This is a genomic window from Candidatus Methylomirabilota bacterium (assembly GCA_035315345.1).
In the GTDB taxonomy this organism is placed as follows: Bacteria; Methylomirabilota; Methylomirabilia; order Rokubacteriales; family CSP1-6; genus CAMLFJ01.
Genome location: DATFYA010000188.1, coordinates 1 through 19,146, shown reverse-complemented (window position 1 = coordinate 19,146; position 19,146 = coordinate 1). Strand labels below are relative to the sequence as shown.

The following is a 19,146-nucleotide window of genomic DNA, read 5'->3' as shown; positions in this document are numbered from 1 at the left end:
AGAGGGGTTAGAGCGCGGCGACCTCGACCCGGCAGTCGTTGTAGCAGGCGCCGCCGCAGATGTCGGCGTGGTGGGCCGGGGCCAGCGCGGAGACGGTCTGGCCGTTGTTGCTGGTCTTCATCCACGCGCCCTTGAGGCTGCAGCACACGCCCGGCGTGACCTCGGTGGTGATCTTGACCGGCAGGTGCACCTCGCCCAGCTCGTTCCACACCCGCACCATGGTCCCGTCGGTCAGTCCGCGGGCCTTCGCGTCGTCCGGGTGCATCTCGAGCGGCGGCGTGACGTCGCCCGCCTTCAACCCGCCGAAGGTGGACGTGATGCGCTCGTCGGAGGCCGGCGTGATCAGGATCAGAGGGAAGGGCGTCTCGTAGGGCCGGTAGGTCGGCAGTCGGCTGCCGTACTTCTGGTCGAGGTAGTCCGAGACCAGCTCGACCTTGCCGGAAGCGGTCTTCGGGAACACGTTCTTGAAGAGGATGGCCGGCTCGCCCGAGACGGTCATCGCGGTGGCGCGGTCCGTGGGCAGCCGGCTCGGGGCCACCCCGCCGAGTCGCGGATCGGCGCCGTCGACCGCGTCGTCGATCAGCTGGGCGTCGCTCGCGGTGAAGATCGGGTCGGTGAAGCCGAAGCGCGCGGCGAGGCGCCGGAAGATCTCGGTGTTGGGCTGAGACTCGTGCTGCGGGCGGATGACCGGCTCGGCGCGCTGCAGCCAGTGCTGGCCGTAGGCCGCGTAGATGTCGTCGTACTCGAAGTGGCTGGACGCGGGCAGCACCACGTCGGCGTAGGCCATGCTGTCGGTCATCACCACGTCCGCGCCCACCGTGAAGAGATCCTCACGCGCGAGCGCCCGGCGCATCCGGTTCTGGTCGGGATGCACGACCAGCGGGTTGTGGTTGTAGATGAAGACCGCCTTGATGGGCGGCGACAGCGTCGGATCGAGCAGGTGCTTGCCCGCATCCACGATGTTGAGCGTGCGGGTGCCCGGCGGGAGCAGGTCCGGCCGCTGCAGGCGGGCCGGGGTCTTCGGGAACGCGAAGCCGGCCCCGTTGACGAGCCCGCCACCGGGCACCCCGAACTTCCCGGCCAGCGCGGGCAGCGCGAAGATCGCGCGAATGCCGCTGCCGCCGTTCTGGTTGCGCTCGAGCCCGTTGCCGACGCTGATCGACGCCGGCGACAGGGTGTGGTACCACTCCGCGAGCTGGCGGATCTGCGACTCGGGCACCCGGCAGATGCGCGCGGCCTCGGCCACCGGGTAGCGGCGCGCCCCGGCCATGAACTCCTCGACGCCGGCCACGTGCTGCGTGATGAACGCGCGGTCGAAGGCTCCCCGCCGCTCCAGCTCCGCGGCCACCGCCCATGCCAGCACCACGTCGGTGCCGGGCTTGAGCGCGATGTGCAGGTCGCACTGCTCGGCGATCTTGGTGCGTCGCGGATCGACGACCACGGTCTTCGCGCCGTCGCGCCGTGCCGCGTTCCAGATCGGCGTCAGGTGGAGATTCGACCACGTGACGTTGTTGCCCCACGCGATCGCCAGCTTCGAATGGCGCACCTGCTCGGGGGCGATGCCCGGCGCGGTGCCGAAGGTGCCGAGCCAGGCCTGGGTGCGGATGCCCCCGCAGAGGGGCGAGCGGTCGAGCAGCGAGGCGCCGAGCTTGTGGAAGAAGCGCAGGTCCATCGACGCGTAGGCCAGCATGCCGTGCGGGCCCGCGTAGTTCAGCGGCATCACCGCCTCCGGGCCGTGGGCCGCGATCACGCTGGTGACGCGCTCGTGGATGATGTCGAGCGCCTCGTCCCACGACACGCGCGCGAACCGGCCTTCGCCCTTGGCCCCGACGCGCCGGAGCGGAGTCTCGATCCGTCCCGGGCCGTGCACCCAGTCCGGATACGATGCGGCCACCTTGGTGCAGATGACCCCGGCCGTGTAGGGGTTGGCCCGCGAGCCGCGGATCTTCACGATCTTCGCGTTCTCCACGGTGACGGTCAGGCTGCAGGTATCCGGGCAGTCGAGGGGGCACACGCTCGCATGGTCGCTCATGCCCCGCATCCTACGGCAGGACGGCCAGTGTCCGCCAGCCCGCTATGGACGATTTCTCTTTTAATTGGCGGAGTTGGATGACCCAGCCAAGCCGTAAACACGCGGGGTGCCCCGGCCGTCTGATCCGGTGTGCAGGGGCAGCATCCATGGCCCCGGAAAGAGGAGACAACATCATGAAAAAGCTGATCGCGCTGGTCCTGGCCGCCGCGGTCTTTGCCCCCACGCTGGCCTTCGCGGGCGCGTCCACGGACGCGGCCCTGGGCCTCGGCGCCTTTGCCGTGTTCAACCAGATCCTGGGTGGTGTCGGCATCTTCGGTCGCGGCCCGGTGGTCGCGGCGCCGCCGGTCGTGGTCGCCCCGCCGCCTCCCCCGGTGGTCTACGCGCCGGCTCCCGTCGTCGTGGTGCCGCCTCCGCCGCGCTACGTACCGGCGCCGCGCGTCGTCGTGAAGCCGTATCCGGTGTACGTGCCCGCTCCGCGTCGCGCGGTGGTGCGCCAGCCCGCGTTCTGCCCGCCCGGCCACGCCAGGAAGGGCTGGTGCTATCCGGCACCCGCCTGGCGCTACTAGTCGCGCTTCGCTGATTCGCGGCTGACGTCGTCCTGCCTCTCCCCCCGGAGGCCCCGGGGGGAGAGGTGCTACACTCCAGAGGCCATGCCGCCCTCGCGCTCGCTCGAGTCCCGCGAGTGAGACGCGTCTCGCTCCTCCGGCTGATCGCCGCCTTCGCCTGGACCGGCATCTCGAGCCTCGGCGGCGGGCGCAGTGCCTACTTCCACGACGTGCTGGTGCGCCGTCGGGGCTGGATCCGGCACGACGAGTTCGTGGCCGACTTCACGCTGAGCCAGGTGCTGCCCGGCCCCAACTTCAGCAATCTCAGCGTGGTCCTCGGCTACCGGCTGGCCGGCCTGGCCGGCGGCAGCTGGGGCCTGCTCGCCGTCGTGCTGCCGGGCGCGGTCATCCTGTTGGCCCTGGGCGCGCTCTACGTGGGCGGGGCCTTCAGCCCGAGCCTCACGCTGCTGATGCGCAGCCTGAGCGCGGCGGTCGTCGGGCTGGTGGCGGTGACCACGCTGCGGATCGTGCGCGGCTCGCTGCGCGGCGGCCGCGCGTTCCTGGTCGCCGCGCTCACGTTCGCCGCGGTCGGCCCGCTCCGCCTGCCCACCGTCGGCGTCGTGCTCGTCATGGCCGTGGCCAGCCTCTGGCTGCATCGCGCGCCGCGCGCGGCGGTGGCGCCGCCCGAGCCCGAGGCCGGCCGCTGATGGCGGAGCTGGCGCGGCTCACCTGGACGTTCCTGTGGCTGAGCTTTCTGTGCGTCGGCGGCGGCCTCGCGGTCATCCCGGAGATGGAGCGGCAGACCGTCTCGGTGCACCAGTGGCTGACCGCGCGCGAATTCGTCGACGGCTACACGCTGACCCAGCTCACGCCGGGGCCCAACATGCTGGTCGCGGTCTTCGTCGGCTATCGCGCCCACGGGCTGGTGGGCGCCCTGCTCGCCGGTCTCGCCATGTTCCTGCCGACCTCGATCGTGGCCATCGTGGTCTCCCATCACTGGCAGCGGTGGCGCACGCGACCCTGGGCGCTCCTGGTCGAGCGCTCGCTCATCCCGGTGGGCGTGGGGCTGATGGCCGGTGGCGTGTACACGCTGGCGCGCACCGCGGTCCACGACGGCGTCACCGCCGCGCTGGCGCTGGCCACCGCCCTCGCGGTGAGCAGCGACCGCGTTCCGCCGGTGCTGGCGATCCTGGCCGCGGGCGGCATCGGCTGGCTCCTCACCTCGTAGCCCGCTTGCCGCTGGGCGTAGTCTGCCCCCTCTCTCCCCTCAGGGGAGAGGGCAGGGTGAGGGGTAAGATGTTTCCGCCATGGTCACCCCGCTCGAGCACGCGCCGCTGGCTCCGCACTGCACGCTGCGCATCGGCGGCCCCGCGCGCTACCTGATCGAGGCCGCCGACGAGGCCACCGTCGCCGAGGCCGTCGGCTGGGCGGCGGCCCGCGGCGTGCCGGTGCGCGTGCTCGGCGGCGGCTCGAACCTGGTGATCGCCGACGATGGCGTGGACGGCCTCGTGCTCAAGATCGCGCTGCGGGGGATCTCCACGCGCGAGGCGGCCGGCGCGATGGAGGTCACCGCGGCGGCGGGCGAGCCGTGGGATGCGCTGGTGCGTCACACGGTGGAGCGCGGCTGGGCCGGGCTCGAGTGCCTGAGCGGCATTCCCGGACTCGCGGGCGCGACCCCGATCCAGAACGTCGGCGCCTACGGGCAGGAGGTCGCCGACACGCTGAGCGCGGTGCGGGCGCTCGACCGCGAGCGCGGCTCGGTGGTCACGCTCGGGCCGGCCGAGTGCGGCTTCGGCTACCGCGACAGCCGGTTCAAGAGCGGCGCCCCCGGCCGGTTCGTCGTGCTCGCGGTGACCTACCGGCTCGCCCGGGGCGGCGCCCCGAACGTCCGCTACGCCGACATCGCGCGCGATCTCGACAGCCGCGGCCTCGCGCGGCCCTCGCTGGCCGAGGTGCGCGAGACGGTGCTGAGGATCCGCCGATCGAAGTCCATGGTGCTCGAGCCGGGCGATCCGAACGCGCGAAGCTGCGGCTCGTTCTTCCTGAACCCGATCGTGGACGCGTCGGCGCTGTCCGCCATCGACGCGCGCGCGGTCGGCCTCTCGATGCCGCGCTGGCCGCAGCCGGACGGCCGGGTGAAGCTCTCGGCGGCCTGGCTGATCGAGCGCGCCGGCTTCGCCCGGGGCCAGGCCGAGGGCCCGGTCGGCCTCTCGACGCGGCACACCCTCGCCATCGTGTGCCAGGACGGCGCCCGCGCGCGCGACGTGGCCGCCTTCGCGCGCCGCGTCCGCGCCGGAGTGGAGGCGCGCTTCGGCGTGCGGCTGCACCCCGAGCCGATCTTCTGGGGTACCCTCGGCCTCGACTGACCATCGCCTGCGAAGGAGAGCCCATGAAGATCACCGCCGTCCGCGCCACCTGGCTCCGCGCGCCCATTCCCGCCGAGCACGCCCACGTCAGCGACTTCGGCCGCAACGACACCTTCAACATGTGCCTGGTGGAGATCGAGACCGACGCCGGGCTCACCGGCCTGGGCGAGGCGAAGGCCGCGGTGGGCAACCTGGGCCACTACGCGGCGATGGTGACGCTCATCCGCGAGGAGATGGGGCCGGCCCTGATCGGGCGCGATCCGCGCGACGTCACCGCGATCTGGGAGACGCTCTACAACGGCACGCGCGCCCGCTACGCCACGCGCGAGGGGCGCACGTTCCCCACCATCGGCCGCCGCGGGCTCGCGATGAGCGCGATCAGCGGCATCGACATCGCGTGCTGGGATTTGCTGGGGCGCTCGGCCGGCCAGCCGGTCTGGCGACTGCTCGGCGGGCGTTATCGCGACCGGGTGCCCGCCTACGCGAGCGGAGGCTGGGCGCCGGTGGGCGCGATCGGCAAGCAGATGATCCAGTACGTCGAGCGCGGCCACCGCGCGGTGAAGCTGCGGGTGGGACTTCAAGACAAGAGCGTGGACGACTCGGCGGCCCGCGTGCGCGAGGTGCGCGAGACCCTGGGCCCCGAGGTGGGCATCATGGTCGACGCCCACGGAACGTGGAGCGTGCGCGACGCCCAGCGCTTCGCCCGAAAAGTCGAGGACTGCGATCTGGGATGGCTCGAGGAGCCGGTGTCGGCGGAGAACCTGGCGGGGCAGGCCGAGGTGCGCGCGTCCACCGACATCCCGATCGCGGCGGGCGAGAGCGAGCAGACGCGCTTCGCCTTTCGCGACATGATCGCGGCGCGGGCGGTGGACATCTGCCAGCCCGACGTGGCCATCGCGGGCGGCATCACCGAGACGCAGCGCATCGCCGCGCTCGCGGCGGCCCACGATCTGACGGTGGCGCCCCACCTGTGGGGCTCGGCCATCCTCTTCGCGGCGGGCCTGCACCTGGCCATCGCCACGCCGTGCGTGAACCTGCTGGAGTTCTCGCGCGGGCACAACCCGCTGCTGAACGATCTGGTCGAGGAGGCGGTGGCCTTCGAGGACGGCCACGTGCTCGCCCCGACCGGTCCCGGGCTCGGGCTCACCCTCAAGCGGGACTTCGTGGAGCGCGTCGCGGTGCGCTCCTGACCGGCCGAGTCGCGCCGCGACGGCCTCAGCGGGACGCGGCCAGCGCGCTCCGAAGGGCGGTGAGGAAGCGCTCGATCCGGCGGGCGTTGGTGCCGAGGTCGCTCCGGCCCACCCGCGAGACCGACCGGACGTCCACCCGGCTGCCCGCGCCGTCGGGCCTCACCCGCACCACCACGTCGTCGCGGAACCCGAACCAGCGCGTCCGATCCGTCGCCTCGAGCCGTCCCTCGGCGGGCGCGGTCGCCACGACGGCCCAGCCGAGGTCGCGGGCCACCTGCCTGGCGCGCTCCAGCACGACCGCGGGCGGCGCGGCGAAGCGGGCGGGCGCGAGGTCCGGATAGCCGGCCCGCTGCTGGGCGGCCAGCGCGGGGCCCGCGTGGTCCGCGGAGTTCGGCGCGTTCCGGCGCAGCGGCAGCACCGCGACGAACCGGGGCGGGTCGTCGGGATCGGTGGTGATGTCGTGGATCGGCGGCACGCGGCCGGCGCCGCGCAGGTGGCTGACCGGCACCGCCGCGACCGCGACGAGCAGCACCACCGACACCAGCGAGAGCAGCATCGTGCGGCCGGTGCGGTCCAGGCACGCGAGCACGAGGCCGATCAGCACGACCACGATGACGAGCAGCCCGGCGTACAAGGTGAAGCGGAAGATCACGAAGCCGGTCCGGAAGTCCCACCAGTCCCAGCGGCTGCCGAGTCCTGCGAGCAGCAGCGCGAGCGCGCCGAGCACGGTCAGGGCGAGCCCGACGTGGACGACGAGGGAGGCGACGCGGGCGAGTCGACCGCTCACGTGGCTTGACACGTGCGCGCGGCGTGCCTAGAGTCGCGCCCAGACATCACACACCGCGCCGCCAGGAGGGTCTCCATGCTGTACGAGCTCCGCACCTATCATGCCATGCCCGGCCGGCTGCCCGACCTGAACCGGCGCTTCGCCGAGATCACGATGGACTTCTTCAAGAAGCACGACATCCAGGTCGTCGGCTTCTGGACCAACGAGCTCGGCGGCTCGTCGGACCAGCTCATCTACATCCTCGCCTACGACAGTCTCGCGGACCGCGAGAAGAAATGGGGCGGCTTCTTCGCGGACAAGGACCGGCTCGCCAGGTTCGCGGAGACCGAGAAGAACGGCCCGCTGGTGCGCCGGCTCACCGCCCAGATCCTGAGGCCGACCGCCTACTCGCCGATGCAGTAGCGATGCGGCGAAGGGGTCAGGTCTTACATTGCGACATTTTCGCCGCATCAGACGACATCGGCGCGCGCGACGAAATGTCGCAATGTAAGACCTGACCCCACTCTGCGCCCTGCGCGGGGGCTGGTGGCGCCCCGACGACACGCTCGGCGGCCACTGCGAGCTCGAGGGCGCGGGGCTTGAGTAGCCCGCGTCGACCGCCTCAGTCCACGCGGAAGACCACGTCGGGGGTGAGCCCACGGATGCTCGTCTGGCCGGCCAGCGCCATGGACGTGCGCAGCTCGCGCCGCAGGATGTCCATGGTGCAGGCCACCCCGTTCGCGCCGTCGGCGGCGAGCCCCCAGAGCGCGGCGCGACCGATCGCCACCGCGTCGGCGCCCCACGCGACGCCCTTGATCACGTCGGTGCCACGTGCGAAGCCGCCGTCGATGACGACGCTGGCCGCGTCGCCGACCGCGTCGCGCACCGCGGGCAGCGCGTCGATGCTGGCCTGGGTCGCGTCGAGCTGACGGCCGCCGTGGTTCGAGACCCAGATCAGCTCGACGCCGGCCTCGACCGCGCGCTTGGCGTCGCGGACGGTCATGATGCCCTTGAGCCCGATGGGCAGGCGGGTGGTCTTGCGCAGCCAATCCACGTCGGCCCAGGTGAGGCGCGCCGGGTAGTCGGGATCGGGCGGCCGCGGATTCGGAGCCTTGAGCATGGCCTCGCGCGGGGTGAAGCGCGCCGCGATGTCGCGCTCGCGCCGGCTGTACACCTGCACGTCCACCGTGAGGCAGACGCAGAGATAGCCGGCGGCCTCGACGCGGGCCAGCAGGTCGGCGACCCACGCGCGGTCGCCCATGTGATAGAGCTGGAACATCTTGAGCCCGGGACTCGCCGCCGCCACCGCTTCCACCGACCAGCCGGTGGCCCCGCTCAGGAATTGCAGGGTGTCGCCCTTCGCGGCGCCCCGCGCCATCTCCGCGTCGCCTTCGGGATGGAACAGCACGAGGCCGCCCATCGGGGCGATCACCACCGGCCACGACAGCGGCACGCCGAGCAGTGACGTGGTCAGGTCGATCTGGCGGACGTCCACGAGGATGTCCTGGCGGATCGCGAGCCGCCGAAGCGCGCGGCGGTTGCGGCGCAGGGTGGTCTCGGTCTCGGTGCCGCCCGCGCCGAAGTTGTACGACGTGCGCGGCAGGCGCGCCCGGGCGGCGCGGTGGATCTCGGGCAAGGTCACGAAGGGCTCGATCATGGGCGGTACCATACGGCTTCCCCACCGGCAACGCAACGGAGGCGAGGGCGACCGATGCCGTTGAAGCGCGTGCCGTACCGCAGCCTGCGCGTGCTGCTGCGCCGCGAGCTCGTCACCGAGGAGCATCCGCCGACCGCCGCGCTGGTGCGACGGCTCGCGCCGATCAAGACGCGCGGGCGCTTCACCCGCGCCGAGTTCCTGGCGATGTGCCGGTGGAAGAGTCCCCGCGCGCGTCGTCACTACGAGCGGAACACGGCGGCTCGGATCCGTCGGGCCTCCACCGCCGCGCTGGCCGCTCGGAGCGAACGGGAGCGCATCGAGCACCTCACCGCGCTGCTCGGGGTGAGCGTGGCCACCGCGTCCGCGATCTTGACCCTGATCGATCCGCGCCGCTACGGCGTGCTCGACGTCCGCTGCTGGCAGCTGCTGTTCCGCATTCGGTCGGTGGCGGGCAACCCGCGCGGGCGGGCGTTCACGGTCGCGCAGTGGGAGCAGTACCTGAAACGGCTACGCGGGCACGCCCTCGCGCTGGGCGTCTCCGCGCGCACGATCGAGTACACGCTCTTCCACTGCCATCGGAAGCTGCAGCGCGGCCGGCTCTACGACTAGATCCGGTTCGGGTCAGGCGGCGCGCACGACGACGACGGGAACCGTGGAGTCGTGCAGCAGACGCTCGCCGATGCCGCCCCGGCCGAGGCGCGACAGCCATCCGGTGCGACGGGGCGCGGTGACGACGATCAGATCGGCGTCGAACGCCTCCGCCTCGGTGAGGATCTCCTCCCGGGGGTCGCCGAACCGCACGACCATCTCGACGGGAACCGACCCGAGCCGCGCCTCCACACTCTCGAGATAGTCCCGCCCTTCGCCGGTCAGGCGTGCCATCTCCTGGTCGGCGTAGGCCACCACCCGACCGAAGGTGCCCATCCGCTGCGCGGGCACGGGATGGACCTGCAGCAGGCGAACGGTGCCGCCGCTGCTGCGGGCCAGGTCGGCGGCCAGCGCCGCCGCGGCCTCGCTCGACTCACGACCATCGAGAGGTACGAGAATGCGTTTTGCCGTCATGGGTTGATTCCTCCTCATCGGCTCTTTGGACGCCGCGGTGGGGCGAATCGATTCCGGTCTTCTATGTCGGAAAGATGAAGAATCCCTCGAGGCGCCTCCCGCATCTCAAGCACGGAAGGAGAGCGCCATGATCGATGTTCTTGTCGCGACGGGGATCGGGTTGCTGCTGGTGGTGGGACCTCTCGCCTGGCGGGTGCTCCGCGACCGCAGCGAGGCGAAGGCGCTGTCGACGCGCGCCTACGTGCAGTCCCTGGTCGACCGCAAGCTGGGCGGCGAGTCGTTCGTCTCCGTGCAGGTCACGCCGCGCGGGGTCTGGTCGCTGGGCCAGGTCGTGGTGTCCGTGCCGGGCGGCTGGGAGTGGATGCTCGAGGACGTCTGGCCGGTGCTGATGGCCCGCGTCCCGCGCGGGTACGAGCTCGTGGTCCGGCGCGGTGCGGAAGCGCCCGCGCCCGCGAGGCCCCTGCGTCGCGTCGCCTGACCGGCTTGCTGGCCCGGTTCCCCCTCGCGTACCATCCCCGCGAGGGGGAACCCACATGCACGTCGGGATGGCCGCGGTATTCCAGAATCCGAGCAAGGCGCGGAGCGATCGAGACGTCTATCTGAACGAGCTGCGGCTCGCGGAGCTGGCCGAGCCGCTCGGCTACCAGTCGGTCTGGGGCGTCGAGCATCACTTCACCGACTACACGATGTGCCCCGACGTGCTGCAGTTCCTCTCCTACATGGCCGGCCGCACCCGTACCGCCCAGCTCGGCTCCATGGTCGTCGTCCTGCCCTGGCACGATCCGATGCGCGTGGCCGAGGAGGTCGCCATGCTCGACAATCTGTCGGGCGGCCGCCTGATCCTCGGGCTCGGCCGGGGCGCGGGCAAGGTGGAGTTCGACGGCTTCCGCCTCTCGATGGACGAGTCGCGGCCGCGCTTCGTCGAGGCCGCCGAGATGCTGCTGCGTGGGCTCGAGAGCGGCTACTGCGAGTACGACGGCGCCTTCGTCAAGCAGCCGCGAGCGGCCATCCGACCCGCCCCGTTCAAGTCCTTCCGCGGGCGCACCTACGCGGCCGCGGTCTCGCCCGAGTCGGTGCGCATCATGGCCGAGCTGGGCGTGGGCATCCTGATCATCCCGCAGAAGCCGTGGAAGGAAGTGGCGCGGGAGCTGGACGCCTACCGCGAGGTCTACCGCCAGGTCAACCACGCCGACGCGCCACCGCCGGTCTCGGCGGGCTGGACCTTCTGCGACGCGAGCGCCGACCGGGCCGAGGCGATGGCCCGGCGCTACATCGGCGGCTACTACCAGACGGTGCTCGATCACTACCAGTTCCAGGGTGACCACCTCGCCCACACCAAGGGCTACGAGTACTACGGCAAGATGGCGGAGAAGATCCACCAGTACGGTACCGACACCGTCATCGACTACTTCATGAACCTGCAGGTGTGGGGCACGCCCGAGCAGTGTTACGAGAAGATCCTCGACATCCACGCTCGCACCGGCAACAGCCACTACGTGGGCGTGTTCAGCTACGCGGGCATGCCCTACGAGGACGCCGAGCAGAACATGCGGCACTTCGCCCGCGAGGTCATGCCGGCGCTGAAGTCGCACGTGGCCGCCGCCGCGCCGACGGCGACCCCGGCGCCCGAGAAGACGGGCGTCTCGCTCCTCGGCTCCTGACCCCGCGCCCGCCACCGCGCGGCTAGCCGGTCCGGGTGAGAGCTCTGCCGGCGGGCGAGAAAGGTCCAGCTGCGAGGCGGCGCCCGAAGGCCGCACGCGAAGCGTAGTCTCTCTACGTTGAGCGTGCGGCCGAGGGCGCCAACGATGCAGATGGGCCTTTATCGCCCGCCGGCTACGCGGTGGCGCCGCCATCGACCGGGTAGATGCCGCCGGTGATGTAGCGGGCGTCGGCGCTGCAGAGGAACGCCACCAGCGCGGCCACCTCGTCGGGGCTGCCGTAGCGCCGCAGCGGGATGGTGCTCGCCATCCGGTCGTGGAAGCCGGTGGGGTTGGCGGGGCTCGCGGCCTCCTCGAGCGCCCGCACCATTGCGGTCTCGATCGGGCTCGGGCAGACCGCGTTCACGCGGATGCCGTCGCGGGCCAGCTCGAGCGCCCCGGTGCGCGTCAGCCCCACCACCGCGTGCTTGCTCGCGGTGTAGGCGACCAGCGGAACCCGCGAGCCGTGCAGCCCCGCGATCGACGCGGTGTTGACGATCGCGCCGCCGCCGCGGGCCCGCAGCAGCGGCGCCACCGTCTTCATGCCGAGCCAGACGCCCTTGACGTTGACCGCCATCACCCGGTCGAAGACCTCCTCGGGATAGTCCACCAGCCGGCGGACCTCGCCGAGGATGCCCGCGTTGTTGAAGAAGCAGTCGACGCCGCCCAGTCGCTCCGCGACCGTGCTCGCGTAGCGCGCCACCTCATCGGCGCGCGTGACGTCGGCCTGCACGGTGACGCCGCGGCCTCCCGCCTGCTCGGCCGCGGCCAGCGTCTCCCGCAACCCGTCTGCCGAGAGGTCCACGAGGCCGACCTGCGCTCCTTCCGAGGCGAAGCGCACCGCGGCGGCCCGCCCGATGCCGCCGGCCGCGCCGGTGATGAGCGCGACCTTTCCCGCGAAGCGGGCGCCGGGTTTGGAATGCGGGTCGGCCGGAGCGGACATCAGATCGCGGCCACCGCCATGATCTCGACCAGGTACTTCGGGGTGGCCAGGCGCGCCTCGACGGTGGCGCGGGCCGGGGTGTTGGCCGGGTCGATCCACGCGTCCCACGCCGCGTTCATGTCGTTGTAGAGGCCCATGTTGGCCACGTAGATCGTGGCCGAGAGCAGCTTGGACTTGTGGCTGCCGGTCGCGGCCAGGTGCTCGTCGATCTTCTTCAAGATCTGCTCGGTCTGGCCCTTGGCGTCGGCCGAGGGGTCCGAGGCGACGATGCCGGCCAGGTACACCGTGTTGCCGTGCACGACGGCCTGGCTCAGTCGGGGTCCGACGGCGTGTCGCTTGATGGTCATCGCGGTCTCCTTTCGGTTCGGGGGTCGCGGCTTGGCTGAACGCGTCCGAGCGGCGTATGATTCTGGCACAGTTCGGCCGTCGCGTCGGATTTTCTCCGAGCCAGGAAAGGATGAGCCTCGTGCGAATGCTCCGCAGCATCGCGGTCGTCGCCGCGGTCGTGCTCGCGCTGATCGCGTGCGAGCGGGAGGAGAAGGCGGTGCGCGAGGACCTGCCCCTGGCGCGCACCACCAAGGCCCGCACCGACGTGCAGACCATCGCGACCGCGGTCAACACCTACCGGGTCACCTGCGGCGAGCTGCCCGACTCGCTGGAGGCGCTGATCACCAAGACCACGGTGTCCGGCGTCGCGTGCGGGCCGATGCTGGGCTCCATCCCGGCGCCGCCCACCGGCTGGTCCGCCTACGTCTACACGCGGCAGGGCGAGAGCTTCACGGTGACCTCGACCGGCGGCGGGCAAACCGTCACCGCACCCTAGGGTCCGGCCATGATCGAGATGACTCGGCGAGCCCTGGTGGCGGGCGGCGCGGCCGCCCTCGCCGCGGCCCTGCTCCGGCCTCGGCGCGCCGTCGCGCAGCGGACGTCGGCGGGACCGGCGAATCCGCAGCTGATCGACGATCTCGTCGCCGCGAACCGCATCCTCGTGGATCAGGGCGTGCTCGACGGCTACGGGCACGTGAGCGCGCGCCACGATCGCGACCCGAGCCGCTTCATGATGTCGCGCTCGCTCGCCCCGGAGCTGGTGACCGCCGCCGACATCATGGAATACGACCTGGACTCCGAGCCGGTCGATCCGCGCGGCCGGAGCAGCTATCTCGAGCGCTTCATCCACGGCGAGATCTACCGGGGGCGCCCCGACGTGCGGGCCGTCGTGCACGACCACTCGCCCTCGGTGATCCCGTTCGGAGTCACCGGCGCGCCGCTGCGTCCGCTCTACCACATGAGCGCGTTCCTCGCCGCCGGGGTACCGGTGTTCGACATCCGCGCCGCCGCGGGCGGTGACACCGACATGCTGGTGCGCACGCCCGCCCTGGGCCGCGCGCTGGCCCAGGCCCTCGGCCCGCGGCCGGTCGCGCTCATGCGCGGGCACGGCGCGGTGGTGGTGGGCCCGAGCTTGCCCATCGTGGTCTTCCGAAGCATCTACACCGAGATGAACGCGCGCCTGCAGGCGCAGGCGATGGCCCTGGGCGGCCCGGTCACCTACCTGAGCCCGGGCGAGGCGCAGCAGGCGGAGGCGGCGGTGGCCGGCACCGTCGGCCGTCCGTGGGAGCTCTGGAAGCAGAAGGTCAGGAGGAGCCCGTGACCGCACTCCGCGATCTCGACACGCCCGCCGTCACGGTGCACCTCGACGTGATGGAGGACAACATCCGCCGCGTGCAGGCGCATCTCGGCCGGCTGGGCGTCGCCAATCGCCCGCACATCAAGACGCACAAGATCCCCGACATCGGGAAGATGCAGATGGCGGCGGGCGCGGTCGGCATCACCTGTCAGAAGCTCGGCGAGGTCGAGGTATTCGCCGACGCCAAGGTGGCCGACGACGTGCTGCTCACCTACAACATCCTCGGCGCCGCCAAGACCGAGCGGCTGATGGCGCTGGCCCGTCGGGTGCCCCGGCTCGCGGTGGTCTTCGACAACGGCGTCGTCGCGCGCGAGCTGTCCGAGGCGGCGGCGCGGCACCAGGTGGACCTGCCGTTCCTCGTCGAGTGCGATACCGGCTTCCGCCGCACCGGCGTGCAGACGCCGGACGAGGCGCTCGCGCTGGCCCGCGAGGCGATGGCGCGGCCCGGGCTGCGCTTCCAGGGGCTCATGACCTTCCCGAATCGGGACCCGGACACCCGCGAGTTCTTCGAGCGGGCGCTGGCCCTGTTCAAGCAGGCGGGAATCCCCGTCCCGGTGGTGTCGGGCGGCGGCACGCCCGCGCTGGCGACGGTGGACCGCTTTCCCATGCTGACCGAGCACCGCGCGGGCACGTGCGTGTACAACGACGCGATGGTGGTCTCCACCGGCACCGCCACCTGGGAGCAGTGCGCGATGCGCGTGCGCGCCACCGTGGTGAGCCGTCCCACCGACGAGCGGGGCGTGCTCGACGCGGGCAGCAAGGTGCTCACCTCGGATCTCTATCACATGAAGGGCTACGGCCATCTCATGGAGTACCCGGAGGCGCACGTCGCGCATCTCTCCGAGGAGCACGCGGTGGTGGACTTCTCGGCGTGCGCGGAGCGGCCGGCCGTCGGCGAGGTGGTGAGCGTGGTGCCGAACCACTGCTGCGTGGTCACCAACATGGTGGACGAGATCTACGGGGTCCGAGACGGCGCGGTCGAGGTGGTGTGGCCGGTGGTCGCGCGCGGCCGCGTGCGGTGACCGGCGTGCCCCGGACCGGCGCGCACCTGGTGGTCGAAGCTCTCGCGGCGGCCGGCGTCCGCCACGTCTTCTCGCTCTCCGGCAACCAGATCCTGTCGCTGTACGACGCGACGCTCGGTCATGACCTGTCGATCCTGCACACGCGCCACGAGGCGGCGGCAGTGCACATGGCCGATGCGTGGGGCCGGCTCGCCGACGAGCCGGGGGTGGCGCTGGTCACCGCCGGCCCCGGCCACTGCAACGCGGTCTCGGCGCTCTACGGCGCGCTCATGTCGGAATCGCCGGTGGTGCTGCTGAGCGGGCACGCGCCGCTGGCGCAGGTCGGCCGGGGCGGCTTCCAGGAGATGGATCAGGCCGCGGTGGCCGCGCCGGTCACCAAGGCGTCGTGGCGGGCCAAGGATGCGGCCCGGCTCGGAGAGGATATCGCGGCCGCGCTCGATCTGGCGCGAAGCGGCCGCCCCGGCCCGGTGCACGTGAGCCTGCCCGGCGATCTGCTCGAGGCCCGGATCGGCGATGACGTCACCGCCGTGGCCGCGGGGGAGCGCGAGACGCCCATCGCCGCGCCGGTCGAGCGCGTGGAGGAGGTGCTGGGCCTGCTGGCCGCGGCGCACCGCCCGCTCATCCTGCTCGGGCCCGCGATGGCACGTGGCGACCGGCGCGCCGCGGTGGCGCGCCTCGGCGCGGCGACCGGCGTGCCCGCGCTGGCGATGGAGAGCCCGCGGGGCTTCAACGATCCGTGGCTGCACATGGCCTCGCTCGTGATCGGCCGCGCCGACCTCCTCCTGCTCCTGGGCAAGAAGCCGGACTTCGTGGTGCGCTTCGCCCAGCCGCCGGCCTTCGGCGCGGACTGCCGCGTGATCCAGGTGGATCCCGACGCGGCGGCGCTGCGCGCGGGCGCCCTCGGCATCGTGGCGGATCCCGCGCTGGTCGCCGATCAGCTCGCGCGGGCCGCGCGTGGTCGGGGTCTGCGCCATCACGCGTGGGGCGAGGAGGTGATGGTCGCCCGCGCGACCGTCCCCGCCGAGTGGGCGGCCGGGCGGCGGTCGACGCGCTCGCCGATCCATCCCCTGCGGGTCGCCGATGCGCTCCAGCGTCACGTGGACCGCGGCGCGATCCTGGTCGCCGACGGCGGCGAGTTCGGGCAGTGGATCCAGGGCGGGGTGGAGTCCGAGCCGCCGCGGCTCTTCAACGGGCCCGCCGGCGGGATCGGCGGCGCGATCCCGATGGCCGTCGCGACGCGGCTCCGTCATCCCGATCGGCCGGTGATCGCGGCGCTGGGCGACGGCACCTTCGGCTTCCACGCCTTCGAGCTGGACACCGCCCTGCGCTACCGCCTGCCGGTGGTGGCGGTGATCGGCAACGACGCGCGCTGGAACGCCGAGCATCAGCTGCAGATCCGCCACTACGGCGCCGACCGCACGGTGGGCTGCGAGCTCTTGCCGTCGCGCTACGAGCAGATCGCGACCGCCCTGGGCGGACACGGCGAGCGCGTCGAGCGCGCCGGGGACCTCGAGCCCGCGCTCGACCGCGCGCTGGCCTCCGGCCTCCCCGCGGTCGTCAACGTGCTGATCGAAGGCCTCCCCGCCCCCACCTACGGCCCCGCCCCGTCCCACTAGGGGTCAGGTCTTGCATTACGACATTTCGCCAGCGCCCTGCCGGCCACGTGGCAGAAAAATGTCGTAATGCAAGACCTGACCCCGATCAGATGATGGTGCGGCGGCGGGCGGTGGCGCGCTCCCACTTGCGCGCGTAGTCGTCGTCGAAGAGCAGGGCCTCATCGGCCGAGACCGTGATCCAGGCGCCGCTGTCGATCTCGGCCTCGAGCTGGCCGGGCGCCCAGCCCGCGTAGCCCAGCAGGAACCGGTAGCGGCGCGGGCCGCCGCCGCGCCCGATCTCGCCGAGCACCGAGGAGCGCGGCGTGAGCGGCGTCAGCGCGACGTCGGGCGCCACCCGGTCCGTGCCCTCGGTCGCATACTCGCCGGTGTGCAGGAGCCAGCCGCTCGCGGGCTCGACCGGGCCGCCGTAGTGCAGGCGGAGGTTGCCGGTGACGCCGGTCTCGTCCACGCCGAGGCGACGCAGGAGCTCGGCGATCGGCACCTCGCGCAGTGGCCGGTTCACGATGAGTCCCTGCGCCCCGGTCGCGTCGTGCCGGGCCAGATAGACGACGGTGCGCGCGAAGCGGGGATCGCCCAGCTGCTCGGTGGCCACCAGGAGCTGCCCGGCGAGGCTCTTGCGCGACTGCGCGAGTGAAGCGTGCGCGCCGGCCCGCGACGTCATTGCGGCCGCGATCCACGACGACGGGCTCGCCGGCGAGACGGTCATCAGCGCGAGCAGCCACACCGCGCCGCAGAGGAGCAGCGAGGAGCGAAGCATTCCGTGGCACAGTATAGCGAACCATGGCCCTGCCTGCGGGCCTGCGCGCCCTCCGCCACCGCGACTTTCGCCTCTTCTGGTCGGGACAGCTCGTCTCGCTGATCGGCACGTGGATGCAGAGCGTGGGGCAGTCGTGGCTGGTGCTCGAGCTGACCAACTCGCCGTTCCGGCTGGGCCTCATCGGGGCGCTGCAGTTCGGCCCCATCCTGCTGTTCTCCTTCGTGGCCGGCGTGATCAGCGATCGCGTGGTCAAGCGGCGCATGCTGCTCGGCACCCAGACCGCGCTGATGCTCCAGGCCTTCACCCTCTCCGCGCTCGTGTGGAGCGGGCACGTGCAGTTCTGGCACGTGGCGGTGCTCGCCGCGCTCTACGGCTGCGCCACCACGCTCGACATGCCGGCGCGCCAGTCCTACATCGCCCACCTGGTGCCGCGCCCCGACCTGATGAACGCGATCGCGCTCAACTCGGCGGTGTTCAACGGCGCACGGGTGGTGGGCCCGGCCGCGGCCGGGCTCCTGGTCGCGCGGTACGGGACCGCGGCCGCCTTCCTGCTGAACGGGGCCAGCTTCATCGCGGTCCTCGGCGCGCTCGCGGCCATCCGCACCGAGGGCGCGCCGCGCCCGCGCCGCGGCCTCGGCATGGGCGCCGAGATCGCGGAAGGCGTGCGCTACGCGGTCGGCACCTCGCGCATCGCGCTGGTGCTCGGGCTGCTGCTGTCGGTCAGTCTCTTCGTGGTCAACATGAACGTGCTGGTGCCGCTGATCGCGCGCAACGTGCTCCACGAGGGCGCGCACGGCTTCGGTCTGTTGATGGCTTCGCTCGGGGTCGGCGCGGTGATCGGCGCGCTGCTGGTGGCGGTCCTCGCGGTGGGCCGGCCGCCGATCGTCCTGGTGGCCGGCTCGGCCATCGCGGCCGCGGTGCTGCTGTTCGGGCTGTCGTTCGCGCGCCACTTCGGGCTCGCCGCCGCGGTGCTGATGGCCATGGGCTTCGCGCAGATCGTGTTCATGACCAGCTGCAACACCACCGTGCAGATCACGGTGCCGGACGAGCTGCGCGGGCGGATCATGGGCCTCTACGCCCTGGTGTTCGCGGGGATGACCCCGATCGGCTCGCTGTTGATGGGCTGGATCGCCGAGCGATGGGGCGTGGCGGTGGCCTGCATGGTGGGCGGAGTGATGGGCACGCTGCTGATCTCCACGCTGACGCTCGCGTGGCGGCGCCGAGCGGAGCGCGGCGGGCCAACTCCCCCGGGCCTCGATGCGCCGCCCGTGCCATAATCGGTCCCCGCAGCCCATGAGCGCCGATCGCGTCTCGCGCCGCGCCGCCCCCGACGCCGCCGACACCCCGGAGGTCGTCTCCACCGCCGACACTGTGCCGGTCCGCGACACGCACCGCTTCGACGTCGCCGCGCTCGAGCGCTACATGGCCCGGCACGTCGCCGACTTCCGGGGGCCGGTCACGGTCAGCCAGTTCCAGGGCGGCCAGTCCAATCCCACCTACCGGCTGAGCTCGCCGGGCGGCGAGTACGTGCTGCGACGCAAGCCGCCGGGCAAGCTGCTGCCCTCCGCGCACGCGGTGGACCGCGAGTACCGCGTCATCACCGCGCTCGCGAAGACCACCGTCCCGGTGCCGCGGACCTTCGCGCTGTGCGAGGACGACGCGGTGATCGGCACCGCGTTCTTCATCATGGAGTGGGTGCAGGGCCGCGTGATGGCCGATCCGCTCCTGCCCGGCGTGAGCCCGGGCGACCGGGGGCGCATCTACGACTCGATGAACGACGTGCTCACACACCTGCACCAAGTGGACCTC

Annotated in this window: 22 protein-coding genes; 15 read left to right on the top strand and 7 right to left on the bottom strand. The window is 72.2% G+C overall.

Annotated features, from left to right (window positions below; translation table 11 throughout):
- Positions 1-7: 7 nt before the first annotated feature.
- Positions 8-2,032, bottom strand: coding sequence for a molybdopterin-dependent oxidoreductase (locus tag VKN16_23965; GenBank protein ID HME97272.1), 2,025 nt, complete (start codon positions 2,030-2,032; stop codon positions 8-10).
- A gap of 173 nt (positions 2,033-2,205) precedes the next feature.
- On the opposite strand from VKN16_23965, the gene VKN16_23960 reads away from it, so the two are divergent.
- From VKN16_23960 to VKN16_23940, 5 genes are all read left to right on the top strand, one after another.
- Positions 2,206-2,598, top strand: a complete 393-nt coding sequence (locus VKN16_23960; protein HME97271.1) for a hypothetical protein — start codon at positions 2,206-2,208, stop codon at positions 2,596-2,598.
- 116 nt (positions 2,599-2,714) lie between these two features.
- The gene (locus VKN16_23955; GenBank protein HME97270.1) at positions 2,715-3,284 is read left to right on the top strand and encodes a chromate transporter; all 570 of its coding nucleotides are present in this window, start codon (positions 2,715-2,717) and stop codon (positions 3,282-3,284) included.
- On the top strand, positions 3,284-3,805 hold the full coding sequence (locus VKN16_23950) for a chromate transporter (GenBank protein HME97269.1): 522 nt from the start codon (positions 3,284-3,286) through the stop codon (positions 3,803-3,805). The genes VKN16_23955 and VKN16_23950 overlap by 1 nt, the downstream gene beginning before the upstream one ends.
- A 79-nt stretch (positions 3,806-3,884) precedes the next feature.
- Positions 3,885-4,943: a UDP-N-acetylmuramate dehydrogenase gene (locus VKN16_23945; GenBank protein ID HME97268.1), complete on the top strand. Its 1,059-nt coding sequence runs from the start codon at positions 3,885-3,887 to the stop codon at positions 4,941-4,943.
- A gap of 23 nt (positions 4,944-4,966) precedes the next feature.
- On the top strand, positions 4,967-6,133 hold the full coding sequence (locus VKN16_23940) for a mandelate racemase/muconate lactonizing enzyme family protein (protein HME97267.1): 1,167 nt from the start codon (positions 4,967-4,969) through the stop codon (positions 6,131-6,133).
- Between the two features lie 25 nt (positions 6,134-6,158).
- Here the strand turns inward: VKN16_23940 and VKN16_23935 are convergent, their stop codons facing one another.
- Positions 6,159-6,920 (bottom strand): DUF1499 domain-containing protein, encoded by a 762-nt coding sequence (locus VKN16_23935; protein ID HME97266.1) that lies wholly within the window; start codon positions 6,918-6,920, stop codon positions 6,159-6,161.
- 75 nt (positions 6,921-6,995) lie between these two features.
- On the opposite strand from VKN16_23935, the gene VKN16_23930 reads away from it, so the two are divergent.
- Positions 6,996-7,322 (top strand): NIPSNAP family protein, encoded by a 327-nt coding sequence (locus VKN16_23930; GenBank protein ID HME97265.1) that lies wholly within the window; start codon positions 6,996-6,998, stop codon positions 7,320-7,322.
- Between the two features lie 199 nt (positions 7,323-7,521).
- Here the strand turns inward: VKN16_23930 and VKN16_23925 are convergent, their stop codons facing one another.
- Positions 7,522-8,556, bottom strand: coding sequence for an alpha-hydroxy acid oxidase (locus tag VKN16_23925; protein HME97264.1), 1,035 nt, complete (start codon positions 8,554-8,556; stop codon positions 7,522-7,524).
- Positions 8,557-8,610: 54 nt separating this feature from the next.
- On the opposite strand from VKN16_23925, the gene VKN16_23920 reads away from it, so the two are divergent.
- On the top strand, positions 8,611-9,165 hold the full coding sequence (locus VKN16_23920; GenBank protein HME97263.1) for a hypothetical protein: 555 nt from the start codon (positions 8,611-8,613) through the stop codon (positions 9,163-9,165).
- 12 nt (positions 9,166-9,177) lie between these two features.
- Here VKN16_23920 and VKN16_23915 read toward each other — a convergent pair whose 3' ends face one another.
- Entirely contained in the window at positions 9,178-9,618 is a 441-nt protein-coding gene (locus VKN16_23915) for a universal stress protein (GenBank protein HME97262.1), read from the bottom strand.
- A 127-nt stretch (positions 9,619-9,745) separates the two neighbouring features.
- On the opposite strand from VKN16_23915, the gene VKN16_23910 reads away from it, so the two are divergent.
- Positions 9,746-10,096, top strand: a complete 351-nt coding sequence (locus VKN16_23910; protein ID HME97261.1) for a hypothetical protein — start codon at positions 9,746-9,748, stop codon at positions 10,094-10,096.
- Between the two features lie 55 nt (positions 10,097-10,151).
- Positions 10,152-11,279 (top strand): LLM class flavin-dependent oxidoreductase, encoded by a 1,128-nt coding sequence (locus VKN16_23905; protein HME97260.1) that lies wholly within the window; start codon positions 10,152-10,154, stop codon positions 11,277-11,279.
- 172 nt (positions 11,280-11,451) lie between these two features.
- On the opposite strand, the gene VKN16_23900 is transcribed toward VKN16_23905, so the two are convergent.
- Positions 11,452-12,258, bottom strand: coding sequence for a glucose 1-dehydrogenase (locus VKN16_23900; protein ID HME97259.1), 807 nt, complete (start codon positions 12,256-12,258; stop codon positions 11,452-11,454).
- Complete coding sequence (locus VKN16_23895) at positions 12,258-12,605, bottom strand: RidA family protein (GenBank protein HME97258.1); 348 nt, start codon at positions 12,603-12,605, stop codon at positions 12,258-12,260. The genes VKN16_23900 and VKN16_23895 overlap by 1 nt, the downstream gene beginning before the upstream one ends.
- 125 nt (positions 12,606-12,730) lie before the next feature.
- Between VKN16_23895 and VKN16_23890 the strand changes: the two genes are divergently transcribed.
- Genes VKN16_23890 through VKN16_23875 form a run of 4 tightly spaced genes read left to right on the top strand, consistent with a single transcriptional unit; the run spans position 12,731 to position 16,580 of the window.
- Positions 12,731-13,081 (top strand): type II secretion system protein GspG, encoded by a 351-nt coding sequence (locus tag VKN16_23890; GenBank protein ID HME97257.1) that lies wholly within the window; start codon positions 12,731-12,733, stop codon positions 13,079-13,081.
- 9 nt (positions 13,082-13,090) lie between these two features.
- Positions 13,091-13,906, top strand: coding sequence for a class II aldolase/adducin family protein (locus VKN16_23885; protein ID HME97256.1), 816 nt, complete (start codon positions 13,091-13,093; stop codon positions 13,904-13,906).
- On the top strand, positions 13,903-14,964 hold the full coding sequence (locus tag VKN16_23880; GenBank protein HME97255.1) for an alanine racemase: 1,062 nt from the start codon (positions 13,903-13,905) through the stop codon (positions 14,962-14,964). Before VKN16_23885 ends, VKN16_23880 begins: the two co-directional genes overlap by 4 nt.
- Before the next feature lie 5 nt (positions 14,965-14,969).
- Positions 14,970-16,580, top strand: a complete 1,611-nt coding sequence (locus VKN16_23875; GenBank protein ID HME97254.1) for a thiamine pyrophosphate-binding protein — start codon at positions 14,970-14,972, stop codon at positions 16,578-16,580.
- 85 nt (positions 16,581-16,665) lie between these two features.
- On the opposite strand, the gene VKN16_23870 is transcribed toward VKN16_23875, so the two are convergent.
- On the bottom strand, positions 16,666-17,337 hold the full coding sequence (locus tag VKN16_23870; GenBank protein HME97253.1) for a YqgE/AlgH family protein: 672 nt from the start codon (positions 17,335-17,337) through the stop codon (positions 16,666-16,668).
- Between the two features lie 23 nt (positions 17,338-17,360).
- Between VKN16_23870 and VKN16_23865 the strand changes: the two genes are divergently transcribed.
- On the top strand, positions 17,361-18,614 hold the full coding sequence (locus tag VKN16_23865; GenBank protein ID HME97252.1) for an MFS transporter: 1,254 nt from the start codon (positions 17,361-17,363) through the stop codon (positions 18,612-18,614).
- Positions 18,615-18,630: 16 nt separating this feature from the next.
- The coding region (locus VKN16_23860) for a phosphotransferase (GenBank protein ID HME97251.1) at positions 18,631-19,146 on the top strand (516 nt) is incomplete at its 3' end.